Annotated in this window: 15 protein-coding genes; 12 read left to right on the forward strand and 3 right to left on the reverse strand. The window is 57.9% G+C overall.

Translation table 11 applies throughout. The features are described 5' to 3' along the window. Nucleotides 1-33: 33 nt before the first annotated feature. Nucleotides 34-768 carry a hypothetical protein gene (locus VNL17_12075; GenBank protein HXI84813.1) on the reverse strand — a complete coding sequence of 245 codons (735 nt, stop codon included), beginning with the start codon at nt 766-768 and terminating at the stop codon, nt 34-36. Then, complete coding sequence (locus VNL17_12080; GenBank protein ID HXI84814.1) at nt 761-1,426, reverse strand: RNA polymerase sigma factor; 666 nt, start codon at nt 1,424-1,426, stop codon at nt 761-763. Before VNL17_12080 ends, VNL17_12075 begins: the two co-directional genes overlap by 8 nt. A 149-nt stretch (nt 1,427-1,575) precedes the next feature. On the opposite strand from VNL17_12080, the gene VNL17_12085 reads away from it, so the two are divergent. The 10 genes from VNL17_12085 (at nt 1,576) to VNL17_12130 (ending at nt 8,128) form a co-directional block, all read left to right on the forward strand. Then, nucleotides 1,576-2,553, forward strand: coding sequence for a metallophosphoesterase (locus VNL17_12085; protein ID HXI84815.1), 978 nt, complete (start codon nt 1,576-1,578; stop codon nt 2,551-2,553). 75 nt (nt 2,554-2,628) lie between these two features. Then, nucleotides 2,629-2,940: a cupredoxin family copper-binding protein gene (locus tag VNL17_12090; protein HXI84816.1), complete on the forward strand. Its 312-nt coding sequence runs from the start codon at nt 2,629-2,631 to the stop codon at nt 2,938-2,940. Continuing rightward, the gene (locus VNL17_12095) at nt 2,937-3,389 is read left to right on the forward strand and encodes a DUF2231 domain-containing protein (GenBank protein ID HXI84817.1); all 453 of its coding nucleotides are present in this window, start codon (nt 2,937-2,939) and stop codon (nt 3,387-3,389) included. The genes VNL17_12090 and VNL17_12095 overlap by 4 nt, the downstream gene beginning before the upstream one ends. A 15-nt stretch (nt 3,390-3,404) precedes the next feature. After that, nucleotides 3,405-3,755 carry a thioredoxin domain-containing protein gene (locus VNL17_12100; GenBank protein HXI84818.1) on the forward strand — a complete coding sequence of 117 codons (351 nt, stop codon included), beginning with the start codon at nt 3,405-3,407 and terminating at the stop codon, nt 3,753-3,755. Nucleotides 3,756-3,772: 17 nt separating this feature from the next. Continuing rightward, nucleotides 3,773-4,348: a hypothetical protein gene (locus VNL17_12105; GenBank protein HXI84819.1), complete on the forward strand. Its 576-nt coding sequence runs from the start codon at nt 3,773-3,775 to the stop codon at nt 4,346-4,348. 48 nt (nt 4,349-4,396) lie between these two features. Continuing rightward, nucleotides 4,397-4,894 (forward strand): hypothetical protein, encoded by a 498-nt coding sequence (locus VNL17_12110; GenBank protein HXI84820.1) that lies wholly within the window; start codon nt 4,397-4,399, stop codon nt 4,892-4,894. A gap of 613 nt (nt 4,895-5,507) precedes the next feature. Continuing rightward, nucleotides 5,508-6,239: an FAD-dependent oxidoreductase gene (locus VNL17_12115; protein HXI84821.1), complete on the forward strand. Its 732-nt coding sequence runs from the start codon at nt 5,508-5,510 to the stop codon at nt 6,237-6,239. Nucleotides 6,240-6,404: 165 nt separating this feature from the next. Further along, nucleotides 6,405-7,556 carry a hypothetical protein gene (locus VNL17_12120; GenBank protein ID HXI84822.1) on the forward strand — a complete coding sequence of 384 codons (1,152 nt, stop codon included), beginning with the start codon at nt 6,405-6,407 and terminating at the stop codon, nt 7,554-7,556. A 45-nt stretch (nt 7,557-7,601) separates the two neighbouring features. After that, a complete protein-coding gene (locus VNL17_12125; GenBank protein HXI84823.1) occupies nt 7,602-7,823 on the forward strand; it encodes a twin-arginine translocase TatA/TatE family subunit in 222 nt (73 codons plus the stop codon). A gap of 14 nt (nt 7,824-7,837) precedes the next feature. After that, entirely contained in the window at nt 7,838-8,128 is a 291-nt protein-coding gene (locus tag VNL17_12130; protein ID HXI84824.1) for a hypothetical protein, read from the forward strand. A 224-nt stretch (nt 8,129-8,352) separates the two neighbouring features. Here VNL17_12130 and VNL17_12135 read toward each other — a convergent pair whose 3' ends face one another. Beyond that, entirely contained in the window at nt 8,353-9,402 is a 1,050-nt protein-coding gene (locus VNL17_12135; protein ID HXI84825.1) for a lipid A deacylase LpxR family protein, read from the reverse strand. A gap of 150 nt (nt 9,403-9,552) precedes the next feature. Here VNL17_12135 and arcC point away from each other — a divergent pair, with 150 nt between their 5' ends. Then, on the forward strand, nt 9,553-10,491 hold the full coding sequence (arcC, locus tag VNL17_12140) for a carbamate kinase (protein HXI84826.1): 939 nt from the start codon (nt 9,553-9,555) through the stop codon (nt 10,489-10,491). 97 nt (nt 10,492-10,588) lie between these two features. After that, nucleotides 10,589-12,328: a PAS domain-containing protein gene (locus VNL17_12145; protein HXI84827.1), complete on the forward strand. Its 1,740-nt coding sequence runs from the start codon at nt 10,589-10,591 to the stop codon at nt 12,326-12,328. Nucleotides 12,329-12,337 lie beyond the last annotated feature (9 nt).

The following is a 12,337-nucleotide window of genomic DNA, read 5'->3' on the forward strand; positions in this document are numbered from 1 at the left end:
GCGCCGAGCTATACCGCTTTCCGTCGTTTGCGGCTAGAGGAATTTCCGCAGGTCGTCTTCGTTGCCTTTGGCAGCGAGAACGTAGGTCTTGTCACCGGAAGTCCAACTGGCGGTGGCCATGTTGTTGACACGCACGAACTGGGCTGACGGACTGGGGGGCGGGTCGGGCAATGCCGAGCGATCGACGATGAAGAGGAACAAATCATCATCGTGGCCACGGTCGAGACAGACGAGCGAAACCTGCTGGCCGTGCCAGGAGATCAGGGCGCAACCCTCCGCGGGCAACTTCTCCATCTCCTTTGTTAGAACGTAGTCAACTGCCCCGTGATTTTTGCCGAGGAATTGGCGGATGGCGCCCAGGTCGTTTGTTTCGAGCATCATCTTGTACTCACCCGAAACCAGCTTCGCCATGTTCTTGCGGTAGGACTGGAAGGTCGGTGTTTCCGGTTGCCGCAGCAGGGAGCTGGCGAGTACGGCCAGTACAATGGTGGCGGCCACTGCAGCCCACAGGGCAGGGCGTGCCCACCAAATTGCCGGCCGGACGATTTTGCGCTCTGAGAGGATCTGCTGTGGCAAACTCGCGGGAGCGACGATTTGCTGAAACTTCTCGCGCACCGCGGCGTCAGCGGCGCACTGTTCCTTAAACCAGCGGCCCAGTTCCGGGTCGCGCTGGGCCTGGGCGAGCGCTTCGGCAAAGAACGGATCGCTTGCTTCGTCGAGGCCCGCCCGATATAGCGACAGAATCTCTTTGGCTTCCTGGTTATCCACGCTGTTTCGCTTCCTGGTCCGCGCCGGGTGTGGTGGCACGGTCCATCAAAATCTTCTGGAGTTGCATCTTGCCGCGGGCGATCCGTGACTGGACGGTGCCGATGGGCACTTCGAGAATCTCTGCGATCTCCTTGTACGAGTGTTCTTCCATATAAAACAGTGCGAGCGGCGCCTGGTAGAGTTCCTCGACCTGCCCCAGCGCTTCGACGACCGCGTCGGCGTCCAGTTGATTCACTGTTGCCGGCGAAATCGTCGGCAACTCGTGTTCCACCTGCTCAAGTTCGTAATGCGGAAAACGCGTCTGGCGGCGCCGCGTCTTGAGGAACTCATGATGGAGCGTGGTGAACAACCATGTCTTCACCTTTGCGACGTCACGGAGTTGGTGGCCCTTGGTCGCCCACACGTAAAACGCTTGTTGTGTGAGGTCACATGCCTCGGCTTCATTGCGGGCCAGGCTGAAGGCAAATTGGTAGAGCGGGCGATAAAAACGACCCACCAGACTCTCAAAGTCCGTTGTGTCCGCCATCTCCGCGTCATTCGACATAAGAAGAGCAATCAGTGTCAGGCTGGAACCCACCGCCGTGTGACAGCAGGAGCGTGCCTGACGTTCAAAGTGCCGCAGACTTGCCAGCGTGGCAAGTGGAATCGCGGAGGTCATGTTCACGGTCAATTCTGGCGTCTCCATTCAGGGTAAGAACCACCAGAGGAAGTTTTATTCCCGGCGATCTTTGTTGGGAATAACTGCTGACGTCGGTGGTCGTACTGGTGAATGCGCAACAAACCTTAAAACCAGGAGCGAACAAACTTATGCGAGATGAAATTATTCACGATCACAATCATGACGGCATCGATCGTCGTGGATTCCTCAAATGCATGGCGTGGGTCGGCACAGGAGTGCTTTTTACCGTAACGGGAGGAATTCTGCGGTCGGAGACCATCACCCAGCTCACGGCGGGTGCGGGCGCACTCAAAGGTGCGCTGGCGCAGCCCAAAGGGGCCTTGAGTTTTGCCCAGATCAGCGACAGTCACATCGGATTCAGCAAAGAAGCAAATAAGGACGTCGTGGGCACTCTGCAAGCGGCCATCGACCGGATCAACGCGCTGCCGACGCCGCCGGCGTTCATCCTGCACACGGGCGATCTCAGCCATCTGTCGAAGGCGGCAGAATTCGATGCCGTGGACCAGATTTTGAGGAGCGCCAAGACCGGACAGGTGTTCTACGTGCCGGGCGAGCACGATGTTCTTAACGATAACGGCAAGCAGTATCTCGGACGTTACGGTAAGAACACCCACGGAGACGGTTGGTACAGTTTCGACCACAGCGGCGTGCATTTCATCGGCCTTGTCAATGTGCTCAACCTCAAGGCTGGCGGCCTGGGAGCGCTTGGAGCCGAGCAATTGGAATGGCTTGAGGACAACGTGAAGGGCCTCTCCAGTGATACCCCGATCGTCGTCTTCGCGCACATCCCGCTGTGGACCATTTACCCCGAGTGGGGCTGGGGCACCGACGACGGCGCGCAAGCGTTGTCCTATTTGAAACGGTTCGGCTCGGTGACCGTGCTTAATGGCCACATCCACCAGACGATGCAAAAGGTCGAGGGGAACATCACATTCCACACCGCGATGTCCACGGCCTTTCCGCAGCCCGCGCCGGGCACTGCCCCATCAGCGGGTCCCATGAAGGTGCCTGCAGAGAAGCTGCGCAGCGTGTTGGGAATCACCGATGTGAACTACATCGAGGGCAAAAGCTCGCTGGCGATTATCGATTCCCCCCTCGCGAGTTAGAAACGGAAGGCGTCACGTAGAAAGGAAGAACACATGAAAAGAACAATCCTCGGTTACGCCGGTGCCATCGCGCTGATGGTGTTGGTGATCCACACATCCATCGCCGGCGAGAAGCCGGCGCCGAATGTAGTCACCATCGACAACTTCAGTTTCCTACCGCAGACGCTGACCGTTCCAGTTGGCACGAAGGTGACCTGGATCAACCGCGACGACATCCCGCACACGGTCCTTAGCGTCGACAAGACGACCATCGTGTCGCCAGCGTTGGATACGGATGAGAAGTTTTCGTACACGTTTACCGTTGCCGGGACGAATGACTATTACTGCTCGGTGCATCCGCACATGAAAGGAAAAGTCATCGTACTACCGGCGGAAACAACCAAATGAACGTCTTCGACCCCAAAAGCGCGCTGCTGGCCAAACACGCGCAGCATGTCGTGCTGGTCCACTTCCCGATCGCGCTGACCATCATGAGCTTCGCGTTCGACGTCCTCGCGGTCTGGAGGCGCAAGGCGGCACTGGCAGCTGCGGCCTTTTATAATCTCGCCGGGGCGGCCATTACGTCGGTGCCCACCGTCGCCACGGGTCTGCTGGCGTGGCAGTGGCAACTTGCCGGGGCGCGATTGAAAGGCGTCCTGCGGCTGCATTTGGTCTTTGCCGTAACCAGCATGGCGCTGATCTGGTTTCTCTGGGCGATGCGGTGGCGGGACCGGAAACAGTCGGTACAATCGCCGGGACCGCTGTACTTCGTTCTGGGCCTGATCACCTTGGTGATGATCGCGCTGACGGGGCACCTCGGTGGATTCTTAAGCGGTGTCAACGTGGCGGGTGACTAACACGTGAGCAAGACCATGAATTCGAATGAAATCGAAGTGCAGATCGTCGAGATCGGCGAAGCGAGCTTCTTTTCGGAAGTGGTCCAGTCGAAGCTGCCCGTCCTGGTGGGGTTCCTGGCTCCTGGGAATCAGCCTTTCCAAGTTCTCAGGCCGGTTCTTGACGAAGTGGTGACCGCGTGGTCCGGAAGCGTGAAAGTCGTCTGGGTCAACGCCGACGACAATCCCAATCTCAGCAGGTGGTATCGGATTAAATCCATTCCAACTTTGCTCTATTTCGTTGATGGACGTCCCCGCGCCAGAGTAATCGGCGCAGCCAGTAAAGAGGCCATTCTTTCCCAGTTAAAGCCGTTTGCGGAAGCAGCCTGAAGGCAAGAAGACAACCTATGAAAAATTCACGTCTAGTCATGCACCCGAGACCTGAGGATCCGGGTAATCCGACAGCGCGAGCCGCTAAGCGTCCGTTAAAAATCCGCGTCGTCTTTGATGATGATAACAGCGCCCGGAGCGCCGAAGTCGTGATTAAACACGTGACTGCGGATCTCGAATGCGACACGCAGTCATTCGCCTTCGATGACCTGGATTTGCCGGAACCCGCCATGGCGGCGGCCCGGAGTGCCTCCGATACCGATATCCTGATGGTGGCAGTCAGTGACGATGGAGAGCTACCTCGTCATGTGAAGGCGTGGCTTGACCTGTATCTCGGCTTACGCGACCGCGACCGAGAAGGAGCTCTGGTAGTGTTGATCGCGAGGCCTGCGGAAACAGCCAATCCGGACTCATCGCTGGTCGTGTACCTAGAGACTGTGGCGGCCATCGGGGGACTGTCATTTATCCCGAGCCGACGACGTGTCGCCTACAGCTCTACCTCAGGTCACCGATGTGAATCACGTCCAGGGCAACAGCTCGCTGGCGATTATCGTTTCGCCCCTGACGAGCCAGAAACAACAAACGTCACCTAGCGTCCGCACGTGAAGGGTAGAATCCGTGTGCAATAAGGAGACATTCGCGTGAGCAAAGGCTTCCTGGGAACCGCGGCCTCGCTGACGGCCGATCGCACGCTGGTGATCGAGACGGCGATGGGTGTGGCGCTGGTCGTCGGAGCGCTCCTTGCGCGACGTCGATATTATCGCGCGCACGGCTGGTGCCAGTCCGCCGTCGTGCTACTGAACCTGGCGGTGATCGCACAGTCCATGGTGCCGTCATTTCGCCGCCAGATCGTTCCGGAAATTCCTGCGAGCCTTGGTGAGATGCACTACGCCATTGCGGCAGTCCATGGCCTGTTGGGGACAATTGCCGAGTTGCTCGCGGTTTGCGTCGTTCTGGCTGCGGGGACCAACATTCTTCCGAAACGGCTTCGCTTCTTGCGATACAAGCGGTGGATGCGCCTGACACTTGCCTTATGGTGGATCGAGTTGCTTCTGGGATTGGCGATGTACGTCCAGTGGTATGGGCTGCCGCGGCTCGTCAGCGCGAGCCACTCGTTAACGATATCGGTGCGGCCATGAGAATCAGATGCAGCTTTTCGACAGTCACGTACCGCGTCAATGTGCGGATACTCACCAAGCGCGTGGGCCCCTCCCGGTGGACGCCCGTGACCGCGCACAATCCACGCAATTCGCCTTTACTTCGAGGTTTTCCCAGGCGTCCACGCGCAGGCGGTCGGCCGGCATGTTGGAAGCGGTGGCAAAGCTCGAAGGCTGGTCAGACCGCGGTGAAAATCAATTCCGCCTCGCACCGCGGAGATTAACATGAATTCCGTTAAACCCGGAAGCCGCCGCGCGGCAGAAGACCAGACACTCATGACGAACGCGTTTGATCAGAGGAGCAACTGCCAGAGATGCCCGCGCTACGACAGGCGAGGAAACTGTGTGTGCAAACGAATTCAGAAAGGAGACAGATCGTGCCATGAAAATCGATTACCCAACACGAGACCAAGTACGAGCCCATGCTTACCGAATTTACCTTCTACGTGGATGCCAGCCGGGGCATGACATGGACGATTGGTTGCAGGCAGAATATGAGCTGGTGCGGTTGCCCATTCACAAAGTTCCCCAGCTTCATTCTTTTTCGGCCTGGGCTTCGCTCGTGCGGTAGAAGCGACAGTGCAACGAGGCGAATATGACAAAAGTCACATTAACGCTGAGAGAGAAAAAAGAGATCGCCGCGGGGACGATGGCGTTCTGTTTCGGGAGCGACGGGCAACGGTTTGTCTTCAAGCCCGGTCAGTGCATCCGTATCACTTTGTTGGATCCCCTGTACAAGGACAAGAAAGGCAATGCCCGGGACTTTTCCATTGCCTCCTCGCCCGGCGACCCATCCTTGATGATTGCCACGCGCATGACCGGTAGCGCCTTCAAACGAAGCCTCGCTGATCTCCCTGTCGGATCGAGCGTGCGAGTGAACGGCCCTTACGGCGAGTTCTTGCACGATGTGGACCCGGTGCGACCTGCGATCTTTCTCGCGGGCGGAATCGGCATCACCCCGTTTCGGAGCATGATCAAGCACGCCATGGAGCAACACTCGACGCAACGACTCACGCTGGTTTACTGCAATCGCACCCCGGACGACGCGGCGTTCCTTGATGAACTTCAAGACTGGGAGAAAGAGAACCCGAACTTCCGTGTCATCGCGACCATGACTCAACCGCAGAACCCTGGCAAGACATGGACGGGAAGAACAGGTTACGTCGGCGTACGGTTTGTGAAAGAACACCTCTGCGAACAAACGCCGTCCGTCTACTGCGTCGCTGGCCCACCCCGATTCGTATCGGCAGTAGCGGAGGTACTCGCAATTGCAGGCGTGAACGAGGGCGACATCCGAACTGACGAGTTCTTCGGTTATGAAGCGTAAATTGCTGGAGATCATTTGGGGTAGGCACGCTACCCGATGCTTCACGATTCATTTTGTTCCACCGGACATAAAGTCGCGTGTGGTTGGTCATACGATAGAGAGAGCGTTGAGAGGAAACTCTCATGGGTCAACAACAAACATGCATGAAGAGAAATGGAGAGAACAATGAAGGAATCCGGAAGTTTCTTAGCGAATCGTTCGAATCGGCGTGCGTTTCTAAAGAATGGAATCGTGGCGGCAGGCGCGGCGACGGTAGGCGGTGGGTTGCTCGGAAAGGCGTTTTCGGCCTTCGGTCAGGATGGGGCAGGCGGTCTCACGCAGGGAGACATCGCGGTTCTCCGTCTTTTGGCTGCGGCTGAGACCATCGAGACCGATCTGTGGGTGCAGTACTCTGAACTTGGAGGAACCCAGGACGGAGAAGTCTCAGGAGTCAACGGGGGGAATCCGCTGTACGCGGCAGCCCTTCAACTTCTTGACGGCGATATGCCCCAATACATCCACGACAATACCGATGACGAGATCAGCCACGCAACGTTCCTGAACGCGTACCTGGCGTCGAAGAATGCGCCAACCGTCAACTTCGATGAGTTTCGGACTTTGCCAAGCAGCACAGCGACCGGGGCACGGCAGATCGGACGACTCACGAACCTTATGCAACTCACGGTGGACACCAGTTGGTGGACTCGGTACCGCAGTACAACAAATCCCGATTTCGGCGCTGCGTTCGCTCAAGCGGTCCCGAGTCTGGCAGTGGGGCAGCATACGGCAATTCCCCGAAGCAATGCCGACCTTGCCAAGAGTCATCTTAGCAGTAAGAGCTCGCAAACGCTTTCCAACCACCTCAAAGCGATTGCCTTCACGGCGGGATTTCACTTTGCGTATATCGAGCAAGGTGGCACCAGCCTGTACGCGACGTTGGCTCAGAAGGTCACCAGCTTGGAAGTCCTGCAAATCCTCCTCAGTATCGGCGGATCCGAGATCATGCACTTTCAAACCTGGCAGGACAAGGCGGGCAATGCGACTCCGTTGACCGATTTTGACCCCGTGAACAATTCAACGGTGACGTTTACGGACCTCACGACAGGCCAGCCGGAGACGTTGCAGGCCAACCTCATCATGCCGGAGCCGTGCGAGTTTATCAGCCCACAACTCCCTCCCTGCGCCATCATTCGCCCCACGGGTCCAGGACAGCTGGATGCCACGGGTGTCATCAACAGCTTCATTGCGGACGGGCTGTTCATCGGCCAGCCGCAAGCGTTTACGGATCTGCTACTCGAGATGGCAGCGGAAGCCGATCAGGCCCAACGCGGGGTGTAAGAAATACCGCAATCGGAGCGTATGTCCGTTTGTCAGGAGAAACCCATGACACCTGTATTAGCAATTATAAGTGAGTGGCACATCTTCCTTGTGCTGATCGTCGTTTTCTTGCTGTTTGGAGGCAAGAAAATGCCGGAGTTGGCCCGTGGTATCGGCGAGGCCATGAAAGAGTTCAAAAAAGCCTCTCGCGATAGTCAGGATGATCCACCACGAACAGCTCTTCCTCCTGCGCCGACTAGGCCGGAAGGAAGCCCAAAACCAACTTAAGATCATCTCCTGTCATGCGACCTGCCTACAGTTCGATTACCGAACATGCGATGTTTCGAATTAATGCCCCCCAGGCACGGGAGGTACAGGTGCTCATCTGTTTAATCAAGGACGATGCGAAACCAGTAACCCGTGCCCTGCATAAGGGCCTTGATGGTGTCTGGAATCTTCGTATGGAATTAGCCCGCGGGCGATACGTTTATTGCTTTCTCGTGGACGGCAGTCCCACGCTGGATCCTTCTGCGCGCTACACTGTGACGGATAGTCAAGGCGGCGAGTGGAATATGCGCGAAATCGGGTATTGAATCCGGCCCCACGATGGAGCTGATGCGCCACTGCGACCTGCGGTTGATCGCGAAGACGTACACCGATGCGGCTCACGGCCCTGCTCGGTTTTCGTTGTCGTGCTTTACCCCGTCGAGGCGAACGGTCCAACAGACCGTCCGCGACCAACACGATGGTGTTTGGTTCGGGGATCACGGGGATGACGCTCGACACCGCTAATCGCGGCAGCGATCCGTGCGTCAGGTTAAAATCGGAACATCGCCTTCGCGGTCAGCGAACCGAAGACGTCGGCGTTCTTCTGGCCGACGAACTCGTGGGTGCGTATCACGCGGGTGTAACTCACCTCAAGGTGACGGAACACGCTTATCGCGACGCCGCAGCTGAAGTCCGCCACACAGGGGATACGGTCGACACTCGGTCCGTTGCGGAGTGTGTTACCGTCAAGAAACAAGTTCTGGCCCACCACGCGTCCATCGACGCCGCCGAAAGCGTAACAGGAGAACGGCGATGTGTGGGGTGTCATTCCGCCGTCCAACGATGCCGGCGCATCGATGATCTGCACACCGAAGTCATCGGGCAGGTTCACGCCGACCCGCAGGGCGGCACCCAGGTCCCCAAAGATCATAATATTGCCAACCTCCGTACCAACATGCGGGATCACGTCGACGTAGCGAGCGGTTTGGTCGTTGAGCGACAACCGCCATAAGCGCTCGTATTTCAGCAGCAGGCCCGGCTCGTTATCGAGTTGATTGTGCCAGCCTCTCGGGACGTCACTGGCGAGAAACCAGTTATGAAAGTTCACTTGCGTCGCGCCGGCCAGCGAGGCGGGGCCGGTGATGCCGAGATCGACTTCGAAGCTCTCCAGTACCGGTATCCGAGCATCGCCCGTGTCGCCGCGCCGTTGGAGGAACATGCCGCCGTACAGCCAGCCGGCATAAGGACGGTCCGTCTTGATCAGCGCATTAGTCAGGATGTCCTGTGGCGTATAGATGTTCTGTCCAAAGACGTAGCCGACGTTTTGTGTCGAGGCATCGATCCACAAGGGAGGGAACGCGGCGCTCATGCTGGCGACCCACTGCGGCAGTTCGTCGTCCCCGTCCCGGTAAGTCAACTTCGTGCCTTGTGTGTAATGCCGATCGGTATGGTCCGCGGTCAACGGATTCGAAAAAAGGTCATTCTCCTCTGTAATAGCAAAGAAGGGACCCTGTTTCTCATCGGTGGCCCGCGCGCACGGCACGAGCCACGCCGAAACCATGATTCCCCAAAACACCATGAAGGTTATGCGACAATTCATTTCCGTAAACCCCAGCGAATCTCACGCGCTGCAAGGGATGCACTCTAGTCAACATTCCGCGTCTTGCAACAATTTTTGCGGTTGGAATACACAATTCACTGGGCAAAGTTTATGTCAAGGGATAACCTACCGGCATTCGAATCCCGGATTATGAAAACCATCGTCATCGCCATTGGCGGCAATTCCCTTATCAAAGACGATCAGCACATGAGCGTGCCCGACCAGTATGCGGCCGTGGTTGAGACCGCGCGCCACATCACCGACCTGGTCGAGGAAGGTTTTCGTGTTGTCATCACCCACGGGAACGGCCCGCAGGTCGGGTTCATCCTGCTGCGCAGCGAACATTCGCGAGGGATCCTTCATGAAGTGCCGCTGGATTCCATCGGAGCGGACACGCAAGGAGCCATTGGCTATCAAATCCAGCAGGCGTTGCAGAACGAGTTCCGCCGGCGCCACCGGAAACAGTCGGTCGCGACGATCGTGACGCAAACGCTGGTGGACCAGAACGACCCCGCCTTCCAGAAACCGAGCAAGCCCATCGGTCAGTTTTACAAGAAGGAAGATGCCGAAGACCGGATGCGTGTTGAGAAATGGACGATGGTCGAAGATTCCGGCCGTGGCTGGCGGCGCGTTGTACCGTCCCCAAAGCCGGTCCGGATCGTCGAGGCGGAAGTCATCCGACACCTGGTCAACGAGGGCTATGTCATCATTGCGGCGGGTGGGGGCGGGATCCCCGTGGTGCAGGATGAACAAGGGAATCTCCATGGTACCGCCGCCGTCATTGACAAAGATCTCGCTTCCGCTGTCCTCGCGAAGGAAATTGGCGCCAACCTGCTCGTGATTTCAACCGCCGTCGAGAAGGTTTGCCTCAACTTCGGCAAGCCCGACCAGAAGACGCTCGACCGCCTGACAATTGCGGAAGCCAAGCAGTATATTGCCGAGGGCCATTTCAAACCCGGCTCGATGCTGCCGAAGATCCAGGCCTGCATCCGATTCATCGAGGAAGGTGGCGTGGAAGCTCTCATCACGTGTCCCGAAGTTCTTCCCACGGCTCTTGCCGGCAGGACCGGTACACGTATTGTGGGCTGATTCCGTTTGGCAGTTAATGAGGATTGCGTTCTCCCGGGTGGTTTGCTAAGCTAAATTACGGTGGTGGTGAGGCCCGTGACGTGATAAGGAGATTGCCATGAATCGTATTTCCCGCAGCAGTTCGCGTGTGCGACTCGTGTTGGTGGTTCTGCTTGCCGTGGTTCCCTCCCTTGCGTTGATCTACTACAACAGCCGTGAACAGCGTGATGCGGCCATCGCGCAGGCCCACGAGGATGTCGCGCGCATTGCGCGCCTGGCTGCGGCAGAGAACGCGGGTGTCTTCGATGGCGTGCATCAATTGCTCGTCGCACTCGCGCAGTTTCCCGAGCTTCGGGGCGACGATCCGGTGCGCGGCGGCACGGTCCTGGGGAAACTTCTTGAAGAGAGCCGGTTTTACTCTGACCTCGGCGTGGCGATGCCCGACGGGCACATGTTCTACAGCGCGGCAACGTCAAAGGACCAAGAATCTGTCGCCGGTCGCCAGTGGTTTCAGCAGGCGATGAAGACGCGCGATTTCACTGTTGGCGAATATCAGGCAGGCGGGTCAAGTGGTCGACCGTCGCTCAACTTCGGGTACCCGATTGTTGGCCCCGGCGGCCAGGTGCAGCGTGTCTTGTTCGCTTCGCTCGATCTCAATCACCTCACCCGGCAGATCAGTCTCGCCCTGCCACCCGAAGGTGTGGAACTGGCGCTGGTAGACCGCGGCGGTGTCGTCCTCGCGCAGACCGGTGCCTCGGATAATCGCGTCGGGCACATCGCCGTCGAGGCCGCCCAGATCAAAGAGGTCTCGTCGTATCATGGACGAGGATCAGAACAACGGCGCGACTCCACGGGCGTCGAGCATATCTACGCGTTTTACCCAATCGGCGGCAAGCATGCGGGTGCCGACGCCTATGTGATTGCGAGCATGCCCACGGCGATCGCATTTACAGCGGCCGACCGCGGGCTAAGGAAAAGCCTGGTCGGGTTGGCGCTGGTGACGCTACTGGCGCTGGTGGCGGCGTGGTATGGTGGTGAAGCGATCGTTTTGCGCCAGACGAACGACGAACTTGAGCAGCGTGTGCAAGAGCGCACGCGTGAATTGGCGCACGAGCAATTCCTGTTGCGGACGCTGTTGGACAACGTGCCGGACAGTATTTATTTCAAAGACTCACAAGGGCGCTTTCTGCGATCCAGCAGCGCGCAGACCAAGCGATTCGGTCTCAGCGATCCCGCGCAAGCCATCGGAAAGACGGACTTTGATTTCTTTGCCAAGGAGCACGCCGAAGAGGCGTTCGCTGACGAGCGGCAGATCATTCAGACGGGCCAGCCGCTTATCGGCATGGAGGAAAGCTCTCCCCTCGCGGATGGCACGGAAAGATGGGTCTCCACCTCCAAACTGCCGCTGCGCGACAAGGACGGCAACATCGTCGGCACTTTTGGGATCTCGCGTGAGATCACGGACCGCAAGCGGGCCGAGCAGGCGCTGGCCAAAGAGCACAACGTGTTACACACGCTGGTTGACAATCTTCCCGACCTTGTGTTCGTCAAGGACTTGAAAGGCCGCTACGTCTTTGACAATGCCGCCCATCGGGCATTCCTGGGCGTCAGCATACTCGACGAGGTCATCGGCAAGACAGTGTTCGATTTCTATCCGCGAGAGTTGGCGTCACCCCTGCATGCCGATGATGAAGCCGTACTGGCAGCCGGAGTGCCGCTCCTCCACCGCGAAGAAGATTTGACCGATCGGAGCGGACGTAAAGCGCGGGCCGTAACCAGCAAGATCCCATATCGAGACGAGCATCACATGGTTGTCGGCCTGGTCTGTATTTCCCGGCTACTCGGCGGACCGAAATAAGCTTTAACC

It is taken from the genome of Verrucomicrobiia bacterium (assembly GCA_035577545.1).
In the GTDB taxonomy this organism is placed as follows: Bacteria; Verrucomicrobiota; Verrucomicrobiia; order Palsa-1439; family Palsa-1439; genus Palsa-1439.

Bases quoted from the DNA above. Each gene is read 5' to 3' on its own strand.
- VNL17_12080 (HXI84814.1), bottom strand. From the start codon at position 1,426: ATGACCTCCGCGATTCCACTTGCCACGCTGGCAAGTCTGCGGCACTTT.
- VNL17_12085 (HXI84815.1), top strand. From the start codon at position 1,576: ATGCGAGATGAAATTATTCACGATCACAATCATGACGGCATCGATCGT.
- VNL17_12090 (HXI84816.1), top strand. From the start codon at position 2,629: ATGGTGTTGGTGATCCACACATCCATCGCCGGCGAGAAGCCGGCGCCG.
- VNL17_12095 (HXI84817.1), top strand. From the start codon at position 2,937: ATGAACGTCTTCGACCCCAAAAGCGCGCTGCTGGCCAAACACGCGCAG.
- VNL17_12100 (HXI84818.1), top strand. From the start codon at position 3,405: ATGAATTCGAATGAAATCGAAGTGCAGATCGTCGAGATCGGCGAAGCG.
- VNL17_12105 (HXI84819.1), top strand. From the start codon at position 3,773: ATGAAAAATTCACGTCTAGTCATGCACCCGAGACCTGAGGATCCGGGT.
- VNL17_12115 (HXI84821.1), top strand. From the start codon at position 5,508: ATGACAAAAGTCACATTAACGCTGAGAGAGAAAAAAGAGATCGCCGCG.
- VNL17_12120 (HXI84822.1), top strand. From the start codon at position 6,405: ATGAAGGAATCCGGAAGTTTCTTAGCGAATCGTTCGAATCGGCGTGCG.
- VNL17_12125 (HXI84823.1), top strand. From the start codon at position 7,602: ATGACACCTGTATTAGCAATTATAAGTGAGTGGCACATCTTCCTTGTG.
- VNL17_12130 (HXI84824.1), top strand. From the start codon at position 7,838: ATGCGACCTGCCTACAGTTCGATTACCGAACATGCGATGTTTCGAATT.
- VNL17_12135 (HXI84825.1), bottom strand. From the start codon at position 9,402: ATGAATTGTCGCATAACCTTCATGGTGTTTTGGGGAATCATGGTTTCG.
- arcC (HXI84826.1), top strand. From the start codon at position 9,553: ATGAAAACCATCGTCATCGCCATTGGCGGCAATTCCCTTATCAAAGAC.
- VNL17_12145 (HXI84827.1), top strand. From the start codon at position 10,589: ATGAATCGTATTTCCCGCAGCAGTTCGCGTGTGCGACTCGTGTTGGTG.